This window comes from Lelliottia sp. AC1 (assembly GCF_023278595.1).
GTDB lineage: Bacteria > Pseudomonadota > Gammaproteobacteria > Enterobacterales > Enterobacteriaceae > Enterobacter > Enterobacter nimipressuralis.
Genome location: NZ_CP025699.1, coordinates 14,731 through 34,005 on the forward strand (window position 1 = coordinate 14,731; position 19,275 = coordinate 34,005).

A 19,275-nucleotide genomic window follows, 5' to 3' on the forward strand; every position below is an offset into this window, starting at 1 on the left:
TATACTCCTGCGTCCTGTTGATATTAATTAAGCAACAAAAACGGCACTAAATACAATAATCCAACAACAAAAAGCCTGCTTCACTTTTGATTCGTTAAAATATGGCGCTAGAATAGAGTGATTACTCAATCTTCATAAGAAAATACTATGGAAAATTATCAGATCGATAATCTGGACCGCGGCATCCTCGAAGCGTTAATGGCCAATGCGCGCACGGCGTATGCCGAACTGGCTAAACAATTTGGCGTCAGCCCAGGGACGATTCACGTTCGCGTGGAGAAGATGAAGCAAGCGGGGATTATCACCGGGGCGCGGATTGACGTCAGTCCAAAACAGCTCGGGTATGACGTCTGCTGTTTTATTGGCATCATTCTGAAAAGCGCAAAAGATTACCCCTCTGCGCTGGCCCGGCTCGAAAGTCTGGAAGAGGTGACCGAAGCCTATTACACCACTGGCCACTACAGCATCTTTATTAAGGTCATGTGTAAATCGATCGATGCCCTGCAGCAGGTACTTATCAACAAGATCCAAACAATTGATGAAATTCAGTCCACCGAGACGCTGATCTCCCTGCAGAACCCGATTATGCGCACCATCCGGCCCTAGCGGCGCCATTTAATTACCACATTTTCCACAGGTAGATCCCAGCTCGCTCACAGCGTACAATGATCCCCTCTTTATATGAGCGAGCGATCATGGCAGATATTACTCTTATCAGTGGCAGTACTCTTGGCGGCGCAGAATATGTTGCAGAACATCTCGCGGAAAAGCTGGAAGACGCAGGTTTCTCGACCGAAACCCTGCATGGACCGTTACTGGAAGATCTCCCTGCTGATGGGATCTGGCTGCTGATTACCTCCACGCACGGTGCGGGCGATATCCCTGATAACCTGCAACCTTTCTATGATGAGCTTCTCGAGCAACGTCCTAATCTGTCAGCCGTGCGTTTTGGCGCGATTGGGATAGGTAGCCGCGAATACGACACCTTTTGTGGTGCAGTAGAGAAAGTAGAAGCGGCGCTCGCGTCGTGTGGAGCGAAACAGATCGGCGAAACGCTGAAGATCAACATCCTCGATCACGATATTCCGGAGGATCCAGCCGAAGAATGGCTGGGTGAATGGAAAAATTTACTCAATAACGCTTAAAGATCGTGCGATCAGATGTGGATAAGTCTGGTTAAAACCTTGGATCAACCGGTAGTTATCCAAGGTATAACCGTTGGCTGGTTTTTGACCTGTGCATAAGTACCGGATCTAACCCCAGCTTATACGGTCCAGGATCACCGATCATTCACAGCAAACGATCCTTTCTATCCTTATGATCTTTATGACCGGATCCGACTTATCCACACGAGAAGGTGATCCTAATAAGAGATCATAGTAAAACAGATCTCTAAATAAGAAGATCTTCTTTTTAATAGCCAAGATCCCAATGCTTTCTCGAAAGACTAAACTTGAGTAGAATCCACGGCCCGGGCTTAAATCCATTTTCAAACCGCTTTACGCAAGGCAGGAAAGCATGTTTTATCAGGATCCTTTTGACGTCATCATCATTGGCGGGGGTCACGCAGGCACTGAGGCCGCAATGGCCGCAGCGCGTATGGGTCAACAGACCCTGCTTTTGACACACAATATCGACACGCTGGGACAAATGTCCTGTAATCCGGCGATTGGCGGCATTGGGAAAGGACACCTGGTAAAAGAAGTGGATGCTCTGGGCGGCTTGATGGCGAAAGCGATCGATCAGGCTGGCATTCAGTTTAGGATACTAAACGCGAGCAAAGGACCCGCCGTTCGCGCCACTCGTGCTCAGGCAGACCGTGTGCTGTACCGCCAGGCCGTTCGTACTGCGCTGGAGAACCAGCCGAACCTGATGATCTTCCAGCAGGCGGTTGAAGATCTTATCGTTGAGAACGATCGTGTCGTCGGTGCCGTCACCCAGATGGGACTGAAGTTCCGTGCCAAAGCCGTGGTGCTGACGGTCGGGACTTTCCTCGATGGAAAAATTCATATTGGTCTGGATAACTACAGCGGTGGCCGTGCTGGCGATCCGCCGTCCATTCCACTTTCCCGTCGTCTTCGCGAGCTGCCGCTGCGCGTCAGCCGCCTGAAAACCGGGACACCGCCGCGTATTGACGCCCGCACCATCGATTTTAGCGTGCTGGCACAGCAGCACGGTGACAACCCGATGCCGGTCTTCTCGTTCATGGGGTCTGCGGCGCAGCATCCGCAGCAAGTGCCGTGTTACATCACGCACACCAATGAGAAAACCCATGACGTGATCCGCAATAACCTCGATCGTAGCCCGATGTACGCAGGCGTGATCGAAGGGATCGGTCCACGTTACTGCCCGTCGATCGAAGACAAAGTTATGCGCTTTGCCGATCGTAACCAGCACCAGATCTTCCTGGAGCCGGAAGGACTCACCTCCAACGAAATTTACCCGAATGGCATCTCCACCAGTCTGCCGTTCGACGTGCAGATGCAAATTGTTCGCTCAATGCAGGGCATGGAGAAAGCAAAAATCGTTCGTCCAGGTTACGCTATTGAGTACGATTTCTTCGACCCGCGCGATCTGAAACCGACGCTGGAGAGCAAATTTATCCAGGGCCTGTTCTTCGCGGGACAAATTAACGGCACCACCGGTTATGAAGAAGCTGCAGCCCAGGGCCTGCTGGCCGGTCTTAACGCCGCCCGCTTCTCTGCGGAAAAAGAGGGCTGGTCACCGCGTCGCGATCAGGCCTACCTTGGCGTGCTGGTGGACGATCTCAGCACGCTCGGTACAAAAGAGCCGTACCGTATGTTCACCTCTCGCGCGGAATATCGTCTGATGCTGCGTGAAGACAACGCCGATCTGCGCCTGACCGAAATGGGCCGCGAGCTGGGCCTGGTGGATGACGAACGCTGGGCGCGTTTCAACCAGAAGCTGGAGCGCATTGAGACCGAGCGTCAGCGCCTGAAAACCTCATGGGTGAATCCTCTGGCGGAATCCGCAGCCGAAGTGAACGCTCACTTGACCGCGCCGCTCTCACGCGAAGCCAGCGGGGAAGATCTTCTTCGTCGTCCGGAGATGACTTACGAGCAGCTGGTGCAGATGACGCCGTTCGCGCCGGGTCTCGACGATGCCGAAGCGGCCGAGCAGGTCGAAATTCAGGTCAAATACGAAGGTTACATCGCGCGTCAGCAGGATGAGATCGAAAAGCAGCAGCGTAACGAGAACACCTTGTTGCCTGCGATGCTGGATTACCGTCAGGTAACGGGGCTGTCAAACGAGGTGATCGCGAAACTGAACGATCACAAACCGGTGTCGATCGGCCAGGCATCTCGCATCTCCGGCGTGACGCCAGCAGCCATCTCTATTCTGCTGGTATGGCTGAAAAAACAAGGTATGCTGCGCCGCAGCGCTTAACATCAGGCGATTTTTGCCATTTTGGCGGGTGGCGCTTCGCTGACCCGCTACAGTTCGTATCGTAGGCCCGGTAAGCGTTAACGCCACCGGGCTCATTATTTCAGACAGGTATTCACCGTGCTCAACAAACTCTCTCGTCTGCTGGATGAAGCAGGTATTTCGCTCACCGATCACCAGAAAAATCAGCTGGTGGCCTATGTCGATATGCTGAACAAATGGAACAAAGCGTACAACCTCACGTCGGTACGCGATCCCAACGAGATGCTGATTCGCCATATTCTCGACAGCATTGTGGTTGCGCCTTACCTGCAGGGTGAGCGTTTCATCGATGTGGGGACCGGCCCTGGTCTGCCAGGCATTCCGCTCTCCATCGTACGGCCTGAGTGCCAGTTCACGCTGCTGGACAGCCTGGGCAAGCGCGTGCGCTTCCTGCGTCAGGTGCAGCATGAGCTGAAAATCAACAATATCGAGCCGGTTCAGAGCAGGGTAGAGGCGTTTCCGTCTGAGCCGCCGTTTGACGGCGTGATTAGCCGCGCGTTTGCGTCACTCAACGATATGGTCAGCTGGTGTAAGCATCTGCCAGCGCAGGAAGGGCGTTTTTACGCGCTCAAAGGCCTGGTGCCTGAGGATGAAATCGCCCAGCTCCCGGTTGGCTATGTGGTCGAGTCGATTGTGAAGTTACAGGTTCCACAGCTCGATGGCGAACGCCATTTGGTGATAATTAAGGCAAACTAATTTTAAAAATTAAATAAAAAATGTGGAATTCGTGCGGTTCTTAAAGTGTTAAAAAACGGCCCTAAGGAAGGAACCTCACCGGACTGCATTTAACCTTGTTGTTACCGAGGTTTTTCTTGGTGTTAACCTGATTTATCTCGTTAACACCAAATATAGTCAACATTGAAAATATCAGTCTGCTAAAAGTGGAATTCAGTGATGAGTTGGTGATGTTATTTATTTATTAAAAATGTCAATGAAAGGTTTTTGTTGTGTACGGGGCTGTTTTGAAAATAGTTGCTGTCATTTGTCTTTAATATCATAAAGATGAATTAAACCAAATTATTGATTTGATAAATAAGACCTTATCGTAAATGTGCATTTTGTGATCTCGTGCACGCTTTATCATCAATGTTTCTGCGCAGTTTGCAGTTTTATCGGATGGGTCGTGGTTTGGCGAAAAGTTAAAAAATAGCGGTGGGGAAAATTATTTAAACATTTATTCACCTTTTCGCTACTTAATGTTTGAAATCACGGGGGCGCACCGTATAATTTGACCGCTTTTTGATGCTTGACTCTGAGCCTTAAAGGACGTTTTATACGACACGCGACATACCTCGAAGGGAGCAGGAGTAAAAACGTGATGTCTGTGTCGCTCTTGAGTCGAAACGTTGCTCGTAAGCTTCTGTTCATTCAGTTTCTGGCGGTGATAGCAAGTGGACTGCTGTTCTGCCTCAAAGACCCCTTCTGGGGCATCTCCGCAGTGTGTGGAGGTTTGGCAGTGGTTTTGCCAAACATGTTGTTTATGATTTTTGCCTGGCGTCATCAGGCGCATACACCTGCCAAAGGCCGCGTGGCCTGGTCCTTCGCTCTTGGCGAAGTGTGTAAGGTGTTGCTAACCTTTGCCTTCCTGGTGTTGGCGCTGGCTGTTTTCAAAGTGGTATTTTTGCCGCTGATCGCGACGTGGGTTTTGGTGCTGGTGGTACAAGTTCTGGCGCCAGCTGTAATCAACAACAAAGGGTAAAAGGCATCATGGCTTCAGAAAATATGACGCCGCAGGATTACATAGGTCACCATCTGACGAACCTTCAGATGGACCTGCGTACATTCTCGCTGGTGGATCCGCATAACCCCCCGGCCACCTTCTGGACGCTCAACATTGACTCCATGTTTTTCTCGGTGGTGTTGGGTCTGTTGTTCCTGGCCATGTTCCGTAGCGTTGCTAAAAAGGCGACCAGCGGTGTTCCAGGGAAATTCCAGACGGCTATCGAATTAGTCATCGGCTTCGTTCATGGCAGCGTCAAAGACATGTACCACGGTAAGAGCAAGCTGATTGCTCCGCTGGCGCTGACTGTCTTCGTCTGGGTCTTCCTGATGAACCTGATGGACCTTCTGCCTATCGACCTGCTGCCGTACATCGGTGAGCATGTTCTCGGCCTGCCGGCACTGCGTGTGGTTCCGTCTGCTGACGTGAACATCACCCTGTCCATGGCGCTGGGCGTATTCATCCTGATTCTTTTCTACAGCATCAAAATGAAAGGCGTAAGCGGCTTTGTGAAAGAGCTTACCTTGCAGCCGTTCAACCACTGGGCGTTCATTCCGGTCAACCTGATCCTGGAAGGCGTAAGCCTGCTGTCCAAACCGGTTTCACTTGGTCTGCGACTGTTCGGTAACATGTATGCGGGTGAGCTGATTTTCATTCTGATCGCGGGTCTTCTGCCGTGGTGGTCACAGTGGGTTCTGAATGTGCCATGGGCCATTTTCCACATCCTGATCATTACGCTGCAAGCCTTTATCTTCATGGTTCTGACGATCGTCTATCTGTCGATGGCGTCTGAAGAGCACTGATTTTTTAACCACCACTACTACGTTTTTATTGAAACAAACTGGAGACTGTCATGGAAAACCTGAATATGGATCTGCTGTACATGGCTGCCGCTGTGATGATGGGTCTGGCGGCTATCGGTGCTGCGATCGGTATCGGCATCCTCGGGGGCAAATTCCTGGAAGGCGCTGCGCGTCAACCGGATCTGATTCCTCTGCTGCGTACTCAGTTCTTTATCGTTATGGGTCTGGTGGATGCAATCCCGATGATCGCTGTAGGTCTGGGTCTGTACGTGATGTTTGCTGTCGCGTAAGTCGTTTTTAAAAACCCAAGCCACAGAAATTTAAGAGGTATTGTGCTGTGAACATGAACGCAACAATCCTCGGCCAGGCCATCGCGTTTATTCTCTTTGTCTGGTTCTGCATGAAGTATGTATGGCCGCCTTTAATGGCAGCCATCGAGAAACGTCAGAAAGAAATTGCTGACGGTCTGGCTTCCGCAGAGCGCGCTAAGAAAGATTTGGACCTTGCACAGGCCAACGCGACAGACCAGCTGAAAAAAGCGAAAGCTGAAGCTCAGGTAATCATTGAACAGGCTAACAAGCGCCGTTCTCAGATCCTGGACGAAGCCAAAGCTGAAGCAGAACAGGAACGTACTAAGATCGTTGCACAAGCTCAGGCTGAAATTGATGCTGAGCGTAAACGTGCTCGTGAAGAACTGCGTAAGCAGGTTGCGATTCTGGCTGTTGCTGGCGCCGAGAAGATCATCGAACGTTCCGTGGATGAAGCTGCTAACAGCGACATCGTGGACAAACTTGTCGCTGAACTGTAAGGAGGGAGGGGCTGATGTCTGAATTTGTTACGGTAGCTCGCCCCTACGCCAAAGCAGCTTTTGACTTTGCTGTCGAACACCAAAATGTCGATCGCTGGCAGGATATGCTGGCGTTTGCCGCTGAGGTAACGAAAAACGAGCAAGTGGCTGAGATGCTTTCCGGTGCCTTAGCACCTGAAACCCTTGCTGCATCGTTTATCGCCATTTGTGGTGAGCAACTGGATGACAACGGCCAGAACCTGATTAAGGTCATGGCTGAGAATGGTCGTCTGCGAGTGCTCCCGGATGTTCTCGAGCAGTTTGAGCACTTACGTGCCCTCAGTGAAGCTACCGCCGAAGTTGAAGTAACCTCTGCGAATGAACTGAGCCAAGAACAGCTTGCGAAGATCACCGCCGCGATGGAAAAACGTCTGTCACGCAAAGTTAAGCTGAATTGCAAAATCGATAAGTCTGTAATGGCAGGCGTAATCATCCGAGCGGGTGATATGGTCATTGATGGCAGCGTACGCGGCCGTCTTGAACGCCTTGCAGACGTCTTGCAGTCTTAAGGGGACTGGAGCATGCAACTGAATTCCACCGAAATCAGCGAACTGATCAAGCAGCGCATTGCTCAGTTCAGTGTTGTGAGTGAAGCTCACAACGAAGGTACTATTGTTTCTGTAAGTGACGGTGTTATCCGCATCCACGGCCTTGCCGATTGTATGCAGGGTGAGATGATTTCCCTGCCGGGAAACCGTTACGCTATCGCACTGAACCTGGAGCGCGACTCCGTAGGTGCTGTAGTTATGGGCCCGTACGCTGACCTTGCCGAAGGCATGAAAGTCAAATGTACTGGTCGTATTCTTGAAGTTCCAGTTGGCCGTGGCCTGCTGGGTCGCGTGGTGAACACCCTGGGTGCACCAATCGACGGTAAAGGTCCAGTTGATAACGATGGCTTCTCGCCAATCGAAGTTATCGCACCGGGCGTTATCGAACGTCAGTCCGTTGATCAGCCAGTGCAGACGGGTTACAAATCCGTTGATGCCATGATCCCAATCGGTCGTGGTCAGCGTGAACTGATCATCGGTGACCGTCAGACCGGTAAAACCGCGATGGCAATCGATGCGATCATCAACCAGCGCGATTCCGGCATTAAATGTGTGTACGTGGCTATCGGCCAGAAAGCGTCCACCATTTCTAACGTGGTTCGTAAACTGGAAGAGCACGGCGCGCTGTCAAACACCATCGTTGTGGTTGCAACCGCTTCTGAATCTGCTGCACTGCAATACCTGGCGCCATATGCCGGTTGCGCAATGGGCGAATACTTCCGTGACCGCGGTGAAGATGCGCTGATCGTATACGATGACCTGTCTAAACAGGCTGTTGCTTACCGTCAGGTTTCCCTGCTGCTCCGTCGTCCACCAGGACGTGAAGCATTCCCGGGCGACGTATTTTATCTCCACTCCCGTCTGCTGGAGCGCGCATCCCGCGTTAACGCGGAATACGTTGAGAAATTCACCAATGGTGAAGTTAAAGGTAAAACCGGCTCTCTGACTGCTCTGCCGATTATCGAAACCCAGGCGGGTGACGTTTCTGCGTTCGTTCCGACCAACGTAATTTCCATTACCGATGGTCAGATCTTCCTCGAAACCAACCTGTTCAACTCCGGTATTCGTCCTGCGGTTAACCCAGGGATCTCCGTATCCCGTGTGGGTGGTGCTGCTCAGACTAAGATCATCAAGAAACTGTCCGGTGGTATTCGTACCGCTCTGGCACAGTATCGTGAACTGGCTGCGTTCTCTCAGTTCGCTTCCGATCTGGATGAAGCGACCCGTAAGCAGTTAAGCCATGGTCAGAAAGTGACCGAGCTGCTGAAACAGAAACAGTATGCCCCTATGTCTGTTGCACAACAGGGCCTGGTGCTGTTCGCGGCTGAACGCGGTTACCTCGAAGATGTGGAACTGGCGAAAATCGGTAGCTTCGAAGCCGCACTGCTGGCTTACGTTGACCGTGATCACGCTCCGCTGATGCAAGAGATCAACCAGTCCGGTGGCTATAACGACGAAATCGAAGGCAAGCTGAAAGCTATCCTCGATTCCTTCAAAGCAACCCAGTCCTGGTAACGTCCGGCGGCTTGTCTTAGGACAGGCCGCAAGGCATTGAGGAGAAGCTCATGGCCGGCGCAAAAGAGATACGTAGTAAGATCGCAAGCGTCCAGAACACGCAGAAGATCACTAAAGCGATGGAAATGGTCGCCGCTTCCAAAATGCGTAAATCGCAGGATCGCATGGCGGCCAGCCGTCCTTATGCAGATACCATGCGCAAAGTGATTGGTCACCTTGCGAACGGTAATCTGGAATATAAGCATCCTTACCTGGAAGAACGCGACGTTAAACGCGTGGGCTACCTGGTGGTGTCTACCGACCGTGGTCTGTGCGGTGGCTTGAACATTAACCTGTTCAAAAAGCTGCTGGCGGATATGAAAGTCTGGTCCGACAAAGGCGTTCAGAGCGATATCGCGATGATCGGCTCCAAGGGCGTTTCTTTCTTTAATTCAGTGGGTGGCAATATTGTCGCTCAGGTGACTGGCATGGGTGATAACCCGTCCCTGTCCGAACTGATCGGCCCGGTTAAAGTGATGTTGCAGGCCTATGATGAAGGCCGTCTGGACAGGCTGTACGTTGTCAGCAACAAATTTATTAATACCATGTCTCAGGTTCCGACACTCACTCAGCTGCTGCCTTTGCCGGCATCAGAAGATGAAGAGTTAAAACATAAAGCCTGGGATTATCTGTATGAACCCGATCCGAAACCGCTGCTGGATACCCTGCTGCGTCGTTACGTTGAATCTCAGGTTTATCAGGGCGTGGTAGAAAACCTGGCCAGCGAGCAGGCCGCACGTATGGTGGCGATGAAAGCCGCGACCGACAATGGCGGCAGCCTGATTAAAGAGCTGCAGTTGGTATACAACAAAGCTCGTCAGGCCAGCATTACTCAGGAACTCACCGAAATCGTCGGTGGTGCATCCGCGGTATAACCAGGTTAATTCGTAGAGGATTCAAGATGGCTACTGGAAAAATTGTCCAGGTAATCGGCGCCGTGGTTGACGTCGAATTCCCTCAGGATGCCGTACCGCGCGTGTACGATGCTCTTGAGGTTATGAATGGTAATGAGAGCCTGGTGCTGGAAGTTCAGCAGCAGCTCGGTGGTGGTATCGTGCGTACCATCGCCATGGGTTCTTCCGACGGTCTGCGTCGTGGTCTGGAAGTAAAAGACCTCGAGCACCCGATCGAAGTCCCGGTTGGTAAAGCAACGCTGGGTCGTATCATGAACGTGCTGGGTCAGCCGATCGATATGAAAGGCGACATCGGTGAAGAAGACCGTTGGGCAATCCACCGTGCAGCACCTTCCTACGAAGAGCTGTCAAGCTCTCAGGAACTGCTGGAAACCGGCATCAAAGTTATCGACCTGATGTGTCCGTTTGCTAAGGGCGGTAAAGTCGGTCTGTTCGGTGGTGCGGGTGTAGGTAAAACCGTAAACATGATGGAGCTGATCCGTAACATCGCGATCGAGCACTCCGGTTACTCCGTGTTTGCAGGCGTGGGTGAGCGTACTCGTGAGGGTAACGACTTCTACCACGAAATGACCGATTCCAACGTTCTGGATAAAGTATCCCTGGTTTACGGCCAGATGAACGAGCCACCAGGAAACCGTCTGCGTGTGGCACTGACCGGCCTGACTATGGCTGAGAAGTTCCGTGACGAAGGTCGTGACGTACTGCTGTTCGTCGATAACATCTATCGTTACACCCTGGCCGGTACTGAAGTATCTGCACTGCTGGGTCGTATGCCTTCAGCGGTAGGTTATCAGCCGACTCTGGCGGAAGAGATGGGCGTTCTGCAGGAACGTATCACTTCAACCAAAACCGGTTCTATCACCTCCGTACAGGCGGTATACGTACCTGCGGATGACTTGACTGACCCATCACCAGCCACCACCTTTGCTCACTTAGATGCAACCGTGGTACTGAGCCGTCAGATCGCGTCTCTGGGTATCTACCCGGCCGTTGACCCGCTGGACTCCACCAGCCGTCAGCTGGATCCACTGGTTGTTGGTCAGGAACACTACGACACCGCGCGTGGCGTACAGTCCCTGCTGCAGCGTTACCAGGAACTGAAAGACATCATCGCCATCCTGGGTATGGATGAGCTGTCTGAAGAAGACAAACTGGTGGTAGCTCGCGCGCGTAAGATTCAGCGCTTCCTGTCCCAGCCGTTCTTCGTTGCGGAAGTATTCACCGGTTCTCCGGGTAAATACGTTTCCCTGAAAGACACCATCCGTGGCTTTAAAGGCATCATGGAAGGCGAATACGATCACCTGCCAGAGCAGGCGTTCTACATGGTTGGTTCCATCGACGAAGCCGTGGAAAAAGCCAAAAAACTTTAACGCCTTAATCGGAGGGTGATATGGCAATGACTTACCACCTGGACGTCGTCAGCGCAGAGCAACAGCTGTTCTCTGGTCTGGTCGAAAAAATCCAGGTAACGGGTAGTGAAGGTGAACTGGGTATTTTCCCAGGGCACGCACCGCTGCTCACCGCCATTAAGCCTGGTATGATCCGCATCGTGAAACAGTTCGGTCATGAAGAGTTTATCTATCTGTCCGGCGGCATGATTGAAGTGCAGCCTGGTAGTGTGACCGTTCTTGCTGATACCGCTATTCGTGGCCAGGATCTCGACGAAGCGCGAGCTCTGGAAGCCAAGCGTAAAGCGGAAGAGCACATTAAGAGCTCTCACGGCGACGTGGATTACGCACAGGCCTCAGCTGAGCTGGCCAAAGCGATCGCGAAACNGCGCGTTATCGAGTTGACCAAAAAAGCGATGTAACACCGGCTTGAAAAGCACAAAAGCCAGTCTGGTTTCAGACTGGCTTTTTTTATGGCTGCGTTTCAGATTTTATGGAACTGAAAAGGTGTTTTAATTTTTTGTGATTTTCATCACAAAAATATTGATCGGTTAAATATTGAGGAGTAGACTTCTTTTTGTGATGTGTGTCACATAATTAACTCCAACAACATTGGGATACCAACATGAAACTGATCAATAAAGTCATCGCTCTCTTCAGCAATATGAACGTCTCTTTCGGCACGTTCAATCTGTAATCTGCTGTATGCCGAGTGGCGCCACGCTTACCGTTGTGTGATAAGCGAAGCGCCATCTGGCAGCACTTCCCCGCTGTTATTCACGCTTTTCCCGTCCGCGATAAAATAATTCGTCTCATCAATATTGCCGACCACGGCATCGTCATAGCGGCCCGGTTTTGTCCGCACGGATTTGTTCCTGCTGAAAATACCCTGCGTTGAGGCATCTCCATACGGACTCGGACGGAAGATAAAGTTAAATCGCTGATTGTCCACCGCCACATTGTTCGTCACCACCAGTTTCCCGGGATTGAAGTTGTCGGTAAACCCGTCCAGCTGATTCCCTTCCGCCTTGCTGTTACGCACTTCATGCGCCACTGGCTGCCCCTCTCCCCCCAGTTTAAAGCCGTTGCTGGTATTATTGCGGGCGATAGAGTTCTCGATCACCACAACCCCATTTGCGCCGTCTTCTATCTTATTAAACAGGTCAAAGCCATCGTCGATATTGTCGTGGGAATAGCAGTTCTCCAGACGATTGCCCTCACCCACGCGCATCTTCACCGCAAACCCATCGGCATTGATTTTGCCGGGATCAACGTTGGCGTAAGACTCAGAGTTGATCACCCGGTTATCGCTTGCCCACAGCGGTCGGCCCACGTTATCCGGGGACGATATCTGAATGCCCGTATCGTCGTTACGGTATGCGGTCACATTTTCAATCAGGTTATGGCTGCCCTGGATGCGCAGGCTTTTGTCCGTAATATCGACGCCTTTAATGTTCCAGTAGCTGGCGTCCACCAGCAGACCATGGATCACGGCTTTGCCTTCTGCCTGCAACGTTTTACGCTGTTCGGCATGACCGCTGGCCGCCAGTGGGATATCGCTGCGCGGATACTCTCCGGCTTTCAGGATAAGGGTGCCGCCCGGTGCAAGCAGGTTAATTGCACTCGCCAAATCCAGCGGCGAGGCGATCGTTCCCTGTCCGTTGGCCGTGCCGTCAGGTGCGGCGTAAAGTGTCTGTGCCGTAAAACCATCGACCTTCTCGACAGTGAACTGCTGATGAACCGTATCTCCCTGCGCGGGCGTAAAGCTCAGGTTAAAGGCATTGGTCTCTGTCAGCGTGGTCGGCAGGGAGTACATCTCTCCGGCTTTGACCGCTTTATCATTACCGATCACCACTTCGTTCTGACGCACGCTGAAAACGCCGTCGCTATTCGCCCGGGCCTGCACCTGATACTTCTCTGATGTGCTTTTCGCTGCGGAATTCAGCTGCACCACCACCGGCAGCGCTTTTGCCTGCCAGGGTTTTGAGGTGACCGTTTCTGCCGCTGAAGTCATGAGAGAGGCATCTGACACCGTTATTTTTGCATTACGTGAGGCGAAGAAGCCGACGTAATAATGGTCCCTTTTCTGCACTGAAATAAGATCCGCGCGTGGCACGCTTTGGCTCACCCAGGCATCGCTGCCGACGGGCGACCAGGCTGTAATAAATCCGTCGTTGGTTCGTTGCAGTTTCAGACGGAATTCCGGCGTCTGGCTCAGGTCGATCTCCTCTTTGTAGCTTTGCTTTTTGATTCCTGCACCCGCATTGCCCCAGGGTTGAGAAATCCCCTCGCGGGTGATCGCCTGCATTTTTACCCGCACATTGTCCTTTTTATCCTGCGTCATGATGGCGTTCATCACCAGGTTGGAGGCGGCAGGAAACTCTTCATAGCCCTCCTTGAGCGGCTGCTGGCGCGGCACACCGATTACATCACGCACCAGCAGGCCAGCCCCCTCCTGCGCGGCGGGTTTTGCGCCATTCTCAGGCCCAAACTGCTCAACCCGAACGGTAGCCTGCAGTTCGAAATTGTCGCTGGTGGGCAGTTCGGTATAGAAAAAGGTTAACCCATCGTGAGAGTTGGCGATCTTACCGCCCCGGCTTTCAAGGGTGACGGGTTTCGTGAGATCCGCAGTGTCCTGCGGCGTAAGTTTTTTGCCATCAATGGTGACATCGTTGACGCCGATTTTTTCCGGCAGGACGTTCGAGGAAAAATTCAGATCCGTAGACTGCCCAAAGGCAATGGCTTTCCAGACGTGCTGCTCAGCAGCCGAGACAGCAAAGGAGCTACACATCATTAGGGCCAGAGGTATTTTATAATTCATTTTATTCTCCTGATTGATAATTGAGCGCCATTATCATCAAGATGAAACGCTGTTTCTTTTTTAGATGTCACAATATTGAATAATTAAAACGCTGTTTTGCTTTAGAGCGATCTTTATTCTTGAGGCGAAAAAATAGCTAACCTGTTGTGAACGCTTACGACTTGCCGCAAGAAAGCTATTTTCCAGAGAAAAAGTGATTTACTCTGGCCTCAAATCTATCCTCAAATAGCGATAAGCAGCCGATGTTGAGCGTTTTACCAGCAGTCCATTTTATGGCGCAAAATATGTAGAATTTTCAACGTCAAAGGGTTTTACTTCTCACTCAAATTACAGTCAGGACGCGTATGTTGAACAATACGATGAGCGTGGTCATTCTTGCCGCAGGCAAAGGTACCCGCATGTATTCCGATCTTCCTAAGGTGCTTCACACCCTGGCAGGAAAGCCAATGGTGCAGCATGTCATTGATGCCGCAAGCGAATTGGGCGCCAGCAAAGTGCATCTGGTGTACGGCCACGGCGGCGATCTGCTTAAGCAAACGCTGCGCGATGACAAACTCAACTGGGTACTTCAGGCAGAACAGCTGGGAACGGGCCATGCGATGCAGCAGGCCGCGCCGTTCTTTGCGGATGACGAAGACATTCTGATGCTCTACGGTGATGTCCCGCTGATCGCGGTGGAAACCCTGACTCGCCTGCGTGAAGCCAAACCGCAGGGCGGCATCGGTTTACTGACCGTCAAACTGGACGACCCGACAGGCTATGGCCGTATCACGCGTGAAAATGGCAAAGTGACCGGTATCGTTGAGCACAAAGATGCCTCTGACGAACAGCGTCAGATTCAGGAAATCAATACCGGAATCCTGATTGCCAACGGCGCTGACATGAAGCGCTGGCTGGCTAAACTGAACAACAACAATGCCCAGGGTGAATACTACATCACCGATATCATTGCCCTGGCGCACCAGGAAGGTAACGAGATCGTGGCGGTTCATCCCGATCGCCTGAGCGAAGTTGAGGGCGTGAACAACCGTCTGCAGCTCTCCCGTCTTGAGCGCGTTTACCAGGCTGAGCAGGCTGAAAAGCTGCTGCTGGCAGGTGTCATGCTGCGCGATCCGGCGCGTTTTGATCTGCGCGGGGCGTTGATTCACGGGCGTGATGTGGCAATCGACACTAACGTTATTATTGAAGGTCAGGTCACGCTGGGGAATCGCGTCAAAATCGGTACCGGCTGCGTGATCAAAAATAGCGTGATTGGCGATGACTGCGAAATCAGCCCGTATAGCGTGGTGGAAGATGCGCATCTGGAAGCGGCCTGCACCATCGGGCCGTTCGCGCGTCTGCGTCCAGGCGCTGAGCTGCTGGAAGGCGCTCACGTCGGTAACTTCGTCGAGATGAAAAAAGCGCGTCTGGGTAAAGGCTCCAAAGCCGGTCATCTGACCTATCTGGGCGACGCGGAAATTGGCGATAACGTCAATATCGGTGCGGGTACCATCACCTGTAACTACGATGGCGCGAACAAGTTTAAAACCATTATCGGTAACGATGTGTTTGTTGGCTCCGATACGCAGCTGGTGGCTCCGGTCACCGTCGGCAACGGTGTGACCATCGCCGCCGGAACGACCGTGACGCGCGATGTGGCGGACAATGAGCTGGTGCTCAGCCGCGTACCGCAAGTTCACAAGCAAGGCTGGCAGCGTCCGGTGAAGAAAAAGTAAAACCAGGGCGGGTGGCACTTCGCTTACTCGCCCGACGAATTTGTCTGTCGGCATTGCCGGTGGACAGGGGATGAGGGGATAACATAATCCCCCGCCCAAAGGCAGTACCTATAAATATAACCCCACTCTCTACAAGGCTCGGGGCGCCCTAACGGGCATTACTCAAAGGATTTCGCGTTGTGACCCGGCGGAAAACATGCCCGCCAATACAGTCACAGCGTAAAAGACGAAGAGTAATACAGGTCAGCGACAACGCATGGCAAATCGCCATTATCAGGAAATCTAACTATGTGTGGAATTGTTGGCGCAGTTGCGCAGCGTGATATTGCTGAAATCCTTCTCGAAGGTTTACGCCGTCTGGAATACCGTGGCTATGACTCTGCCGGTCTGGCAGTGGTTGATGCAGAAGGTCACATGACCCGCCTGCGCCGTCTCGGTAAAGTGCAAATGCTGGCGCAAGCCGCGGAAGAAACGCCGCTGCACGGCGGAACAGGCATCGCGCACACCCGCTGGGCAACGCACGGTGAACCGTCTGAAGGTAACGCCCACCCGCATGTGTCTGAACACATCGTGGTGGTGCATAACGGCATTATCGAAAACCACGAACCGCTGCGCGAAGAGTTGAAAGGGCGTGGCTACACTTTTGTCTCTGAAACTGACACCGAAGTTATCGCTCACCTGGTTCACTGGGAGCTGGAGCAGGGCGGTACGCTGCGTGAAGCGGTGCTGCGCGCCATTCCTCAGCTGCGCGGTGCGTACGGTACAGTGATTATGGATTCCCGCGATCCGGGCACCCTGCTGGCGGCACGTTCCGGTAGCCCGATGGTGATCGGAATGGGGATGGGCGAAAACTTCATTGCTTCCGATCAGCTGGCACTGCTGCCGGTGACCCGTCGCTTCATCTTCCTGGAAGAGGGCGATATCGCGGAAGTGACCCGTCGCAGTGTGACGGTCTTTGATAAATCCGGCGCGCAGGTGAAGCGTCAGGAGATCGAATCCAACCTGCAGTACGACGCGGGCGACAAAGGCGCGTACCGTCACTACATGCAGAAAGAGATCTACGAGCAGCCGAACGCGATCAAGAACACCCTGACCGGGCGTATCAGCCACGGCGAGGTGGATCTCAGCGAGCTGGGCGCTAACGCCAACGAAATGCTGGCCAACGTCGAGCATATTCAGATTGTGGCCTGCGGGACCTCTTACAACTCGGGGATGGTGTCGCGCTACTGGTTTGAAGCGCTGGCGGGCGTACCGTGCGATGTCGAAATCGCCTCGGAATTCCGCTACCGCAAATCAGCGGTGCGCCGTAACAGCCTGATGATCACCCTTTCCCAGTCCGGTGAAACGGCGGATACCCTGGCAGCACTGCGTCTGTCGAAAGAGCTGGGTTATCTTGGTTCGCTGGCGATCTGTAACGTGCCGGGTTCTTCTCTGGTACGTGAATCGGATCTGGCGCTGATGACCAAAGCCGGCACCGAAATCGGCGTGGCATCGACCAAAGCGTTCACCACCCAGCTGACTGTGCTGTTGATGCTGGTGGCGAAACTGGCGCGTCTGAAAGGCCAGGATGCGTCTATCGAGCACGATATCGTTCACGGGCTGCAGACGCTGCCGAGCCGTATCGAGCAGATGCTGTCCCAGGACAAACGCATCGAAGCGCTGGCTGAAGATTTCTCTGACAAACACCACGCGCTGTTCCTCGGTCGTGGCGATCAGTACCCTATCGCGCTGGAAGGCGCGCTGAAGCTGAAAGAGATCTCTTACATTCATGCGGAAGCCTACGCCGCAGGCGAGCTGAAACACGGCCCGCTGGCGCTGATTGATGCAGATATGCCGGTCATCGTCGTTGCACCGAACAATGAATTGCTGGAAAAACTGAAATCGAACATCGAAGAAGTGCGTGCCCGTGGCGGCCAGCTTTACGTCTTCGCCGATCAGGACGCCGGGTTCGTCAGCAACGACAACATGCACATCATTGAGATGCCGCATGTGGAAGAGGTCATTGCCCCGATCTTCTACACCGTTCCGCTGCAGCTGCTGGCGTATCACGTCGCGCTGATCAAAGGCACCGACGTTGACCAGCCGCGTAACCTGGCGAAGTCCGTCACCGTAGAATAATCCCTTCAGGCTCCACCTTCGGGTGGAGCTTTTTTATCCCTTCCCGGTTCGTTTTTCATCCATTCTTATTTTTTTTATTTATGACAATCTGTCATCTTCAGCTACACATTACTGTGTCACAGAAAGAAAATTTTTCTGAAATCCCACTGTCACATAAGTGGCTAACGCGATGATTATTAAGTCTAATTTTGTGAAATCTTAAGTCAAACTTTCAGTGTCATAAAACTGTCATAATTCGTACATTTATCTGTCACCTGTTTGTCCTATTTTGCTCATCGTAGCCACTCAAACAATGATTTACGAAATCTTGCAGGAGACATTATGAAAGTTATGCGTACCACTGTCGCAACTGTTGTCGCCGCGACCTTATCTCTGAGCGCTTTCTCTGTATTCGCAGAAGCAAGCCTGACTGGCGCTGGTGCAACATTCCCTGCGCCGGTGTATGCCAAATGGGCTGATACTTACCAGAAAGAAACCGGCAACAAGGTTAACTATCAGGGTATCGGCTCCTCCGGTGGCGTTAAACAAATTACGGCGAATACCGTTGATTTCGGCGCATCAGACGCTCCGCTGTCTGATGACAAACTGGCTCAGGAAGGTCTGTTCCAGTTCCCGACCGTGATCGGTGGTGTTGTGCTGGCCGTGAATATCCCTGGCCTCAAATCTGGCGAACTGGTGCTGGATGGCAAAACGCTGGGTGATATCTATCTCGGCAAAATCAAAAAATGGGATGACGAAGCCATCACCAAACTGAACCCAGGTGTAAAACTGCCTTCGCAGAACATCGCTGTGGTTCGTCGCGCTGACGGTTCCGGCACCTCCTTCGTCTTCACCAGCTACCTGGCGAAAGTGAACGAAGAGTGGAAATCCAAAGTCGGTTCTGGCTCTACCGTGAACTGGCCGACGGGTCTGGGCGGCAAAGGTAATGACGGTATCGCCGCATTCGTACAGCGTCTGCCTGGCTCAATCGGCTACGTAGAGTACGCTTATGCTAAGCAGAACAACCTGGCTTACACCAAGCTCATCTCTGCCGACGGCAAACCGGTTAGCCCGACTGAAGAGAACTTTGCGAACGCTGCCAAAGGCGCAGACTGGAGCAAATCTTTCGCGCAGGACCTGACTAACCAGAAAGGTGACGAGGCGTGGCCAATTACCTCCACCACTTTCATCCTGATCCACAAAGATCAGAAGAAACCTGAGCAGGGCGCCGAAGTGCTGAAGTTCTTCGACTGGGCGTACAAAAACGGCGGCAAACAGGCTAATGACCTGGATTACGCCAGCCTGCCAGACAGCGTGGTTGAGCAGATTCGTGCTGCATGGAAAACCAACGTAAAAGATAGCAGCGGTAAAGCATTGTACTGATTCAGCATTCTGACGAAAATGGCGGGTGATTTCACCCG

17 protein-coding genes are annotated in these 19,275 nt (G+C 52.4%); 16 read left to right on the forward strand and 1 reads right to left on the reverse strand.

The genetic code is table 11. The features are described 5' to 3' along the window. Positions 1-147: 147 nt before the first annotated feature. The 13 genes from asnC (at position 148) to C0560_RS00125 (ending at position 11,643) form a co-directional block, all read left to right on the forward strand. Positions 148-606 carry a transcriptional regulator AsnC gene (asnC, locus tag C0560_RS00065; RefSeq protein WP_088221282.1) on the forward strand — a complete coding sequence of 153 codons (459 nt, stop codon included), beginning with the start codon at positions 148-150 and terminating at the stop codon, positions 604-606. Between the two features lie 89 nt (positions 607-695). Beyond that, positions 696-1,145 carry an FMN-binding protein MioC gene (mioC, locus tag C0560_RS00070; RefSeq protein WP_123429758.1) on the forward strand — a complete coding sequence of 150 codons (450 nt, stop codon included), beginning with the start codon at positions 696-698 and terminating at the stop codon, positions 1,143-1,145. A 373-nt stretch (positions 1,146-1,518) separates the two neighbouring features. Continuing rightward, positions 1,519-3,408, forward strand: coding sequence for a tRNA uridine-5-carboxymethylaminomethyl(34) synthesis enzyme MnmG (gene mnmG / locus C0560_RS00075; protein ID WP_248859369.1), 1,890 nt, complete (start codon positions 1,519-1,521; stop codon positions 3,406-3,408). A 117-nt stretch (positions 3,409-3,525) separates the two neighbouring features. Then, on the forward strand, positions 3,526-4,143 hold the full coding sequence (gene rsmG / locus C0560_RS00080; RefSeq protein ID WP_100778302.1) for a 16S rRNA (guanine(527)-N(7))-methyltransferase RsmG: 618 nt from the start codon (positions 3,526-3,528) through the stop codon (positions 4,141-4,143). Between the two features lie 622 nt (positions 4,144-4,765). Then, a complete protein-coding gene (gene atpI / locus C0560_RS00085; RefSeq protein ID WP_100778301.1) occupies positions 4,766-5,146 on the forward strand; it encodes a F0F1 ATP synthase subunit I in 381 nt (126 codons plus the stop codon). Positions 5,147-5,154: 8 nt separating this feature from the next. Then, the gene (atpB, locus tag C0560_RS00090; RefSeq protein ID WP_100778300.1) at positions 5,155-5,970 is read left to right on the forward strand and encodes a F0F1 ATP synthase subunit A; all 816 of its coding nucleotides are present in this window, start codon (positions 5,155-5,157) and stop codon (positions 5,968-5,970) included. A gap of 50 nt (positions 5,971-6,020) precedes the next feature. Further along, the gene (atpE, locus tag C0560_RS00095) at positions 6,021-6,260 is read left to right on the forward strand and encodes a F0F1 ATP synthase subunit C (protein WP_000429386.1); all 240 of its coding nucleotides are present in this window, start codon (positions 6,021-6,023) and stop codon (positions 6,258-6,260) included. A 47-nt stretch (positions 6,261-6,307) separates the two neighbouring features. Next, positions 6,308-6,778 carry a F0F1 ATP synthase subunit B gene (gene atpF / locus C0560_RS00100; RefSeq protein ID WP_015961084.1) on the forward strand — a complete coding sequence of 157 codons (471 nt, stop codon included), beginning with the start codon at positions 6,308-6,310 and terminating at the stop codon, positions 6,776-6,778. A gap of 14 nt (positions 6,779-6,792) precedes the next feature. Further along, positions 6,793-7,326 (forward strand): F0F1 ATP synthase subunit delta, encoded by a 534-nt coding sequence (gene atpH, locus C0560_RS00105; RefSeq protein ID WP_100778299.1) that lies wholly within the window; start codon positions 6,793-6,795, stop codon positions 7,324-7,326. Positions 7,327-7,338: 12 nt separating this feature from the next. Then, positions 7,339-8,880, forward strand: coding sequence for a F0F1 ATP synthase subunit alpha (gene atpA / locus C0560_RS00110; protein WP_100778298.1), 1,542 nt, complete (start codon positions 7,339-7,341; stop codon positions 8,878-8,880). A 50-nt stretch (positions 8,881-8,930) separates the two neighbouring features. Next, positions 8,931-9,794: a F0F1 ATP synthase subunit gamma gene (gene atpG / locus C0560_RS00115; protein ID WP_100778297.1), complete on the forward strand. Its 864-nt coding sequence runs from the start codon at positions 8,931-8,933 to the stop codon at positions 9,792-9,794. Positions 9,795-9,820: 26 nt separating this feature from the next. Further along, positions 9,821-11,203: a F0F1 ATP synthase subunit beta gene (gene atpD / locus C0560_RS00120; protein WP_100778296.1), complete on the forward strand. Its 1,383-nt coding sequence runs from the start codon at positions 9,821-9,823 to the stop codon at positions 11,201-11,203. A gap of 20 nt (positions 11,204-11,223) precedes the next feature. Further along, positions 11,224-11,643, forward strand: a complete 420-nt coding sequence (locus C0560_RS00125; protein ID WP_248859370.1) for a F0F1 ATP synthase subunit epsilon — start codon at positions 11,224-11,226, stop codon at positions 11,641-11,643. A gap of 302 nt (positions 11,644-11,945) precedes the next feature. On the opposite strand, the gene C0560_RS00130 is transcribed toward C0560_RS00125, so the two are convergent. After that, positions 11,946-14,042 carry a right-handed parallel beta-helix repeat-containing protein gene (locus tag C0560_RS00130; protein ID WP_248859372.1) on the reverse strand — a complete coding sequence of 699 codons (2,097 nt, stop codon included), beginning with the start codon at positions 14,040-14,042 and terminating at the stop codon, positions 11,946-11,948. A gap of 344 nt (positions 14,043-14,386) precedes the next feature. On the opposite strand from C0560_RS00130, the gene glmU reads away from it, so the two are divergent. The 3 genes from glmU to pstS all read left to right on the forward strand — a co-directional run bounded on the left by glmU (position 14,387) and on the right by pstS (position 19,237). Then, positions 14,387-15,757: a bifunctional UDP-N-acetylglucosamine diphosphorylase/glucosamine-1-phosphate N-acetyltransferase GlmU gene (glmU, locus tag C0560_RS00135; RefSeq protein ID WP_248859374.1), complete on the forward strand. Its 1,371-nt coding sequence runs from the start codon at positions 14,387-14,389 to the stop codon at positions 15,755-15,757. 288 nt (positions 15,758-16,045) lie between these two features. After that, on the forward strand, positions 16,046-17,875 hold the full coding sequence (glmS, locus tag C0560_RS00140) for a glutamine--fructose-6-phosphate transaminase (isomerizing) (protein ID WP_248859375.1): 1,830 nt from the start codon (positions 16,046-16,048) through the stop codon (positions 17,873-17,875). A gap of 321 nt (positions 17,876-18,196) precedes the next feature. After that, on the forward strand, positions 18,197-19,237 hold the full coding sequence (pstS, locus tag C0560_RS00145) for a phosphate ABC transporter substrate-binding protein PstS (RefSeq protein WP_102105125.1): 1,041 nt from the start codon (positions 18,197-18,199) through the stop codon (positions 19,235-19,237). Positions 19,238-19,275 lie beyond the last annotated feature (38 nt).

Bases quoted from the DNA above. Each gene is read 5' to 3' on its own strand.
- mioC (WP_123429758.1), top strand. From the start codon at position 696: ATGGCAGATATTACTCTTATCAGTGGCAGTACTCTTGGCGGCGCAGAA.
- C0560_RS00130 (WP_248859372.1), bottom strand. From the start codon at position 14,042: ATGAATTATAAAATACCTCTGGCCCTAATGATGTGTAGCTCCTTTGCT.
- atpH (WP_100778299.1), top strand. From the start codon at position 6,793: ATGTCTGAATTTGTTACGGTAGCTCGCCCCTACGCCAAAGCAGCTTTT.
- glmS (WP_248859375.1), top strand. From the start codon at position 16,046: ATGTGTGGAATTGTTGGCGCAGTTGCGCAGCGTGATATTGCTGAAATC.
- atpA (WP_100778298.1), top strand. From the start codon at position 7,339: ATGCAACTGAATTCCACCGAAATCAGCGAACTGATCAAGCAGCGCATT.
- atpB (WP_100778300.1), top strand. From the start codon at position 5,155: ATGGCTTCAGAAAATATGACGCCGCAGGATTACATAGGTCACCATCTG.
- mnmG (WP_248859369.1), top strand. From the start codon at position 1,519: ATGTTTTATCAGGATCCTTTTGACGTCATCATCATTGGCGGGGGTCAC.
- atpD (WP_100778296.1), top strand. From the start codon at position 9,821: ATGGCTACTGGAAAAATTGTCCAGGTAATCGGCGCCGTGGTTGACGTC.
- pstS (WP_102105125.1), top strand. From the start codon at position 18,197: ATGAAAGTTATGCGTACCACTGTCGCAACTGTTGTCGCCGCGACCTTA.
- atpG (WP_100778297.1), top strand. From the start codon at position 8,931: ATGGCCGGCGCAAAAGAGATACGTAGTAAGATCGCAAGCGTCCAGAAC.
- glmU (WP_248859374.1), top strand. From the start codon at position 14,387: ATGTTGAACAATACGATGAGCGTGGTCATTCTTGCCGCAGGCAAAGGT.
- atpI (WP_100778301.1), top strand. From the start codon at position 4,766: ATGTCTGTGTCGCTCTTGAGTCGAAACGTTGCTCGTAAGCTTCTGTTC.
- atpE (WP_000429386.1), top strand. From the start codon at position 6,021: ATGGAAAACCTGAATATGGATCTGCTGTACATGGCTGCCGCTGTGATG.
- asnC (WP_088221282.1), top strand. From the start codon at position 148: ATGGAAAATTATCAGATCGATAATCTGGACCGCGGCATCCTCGAAGCG.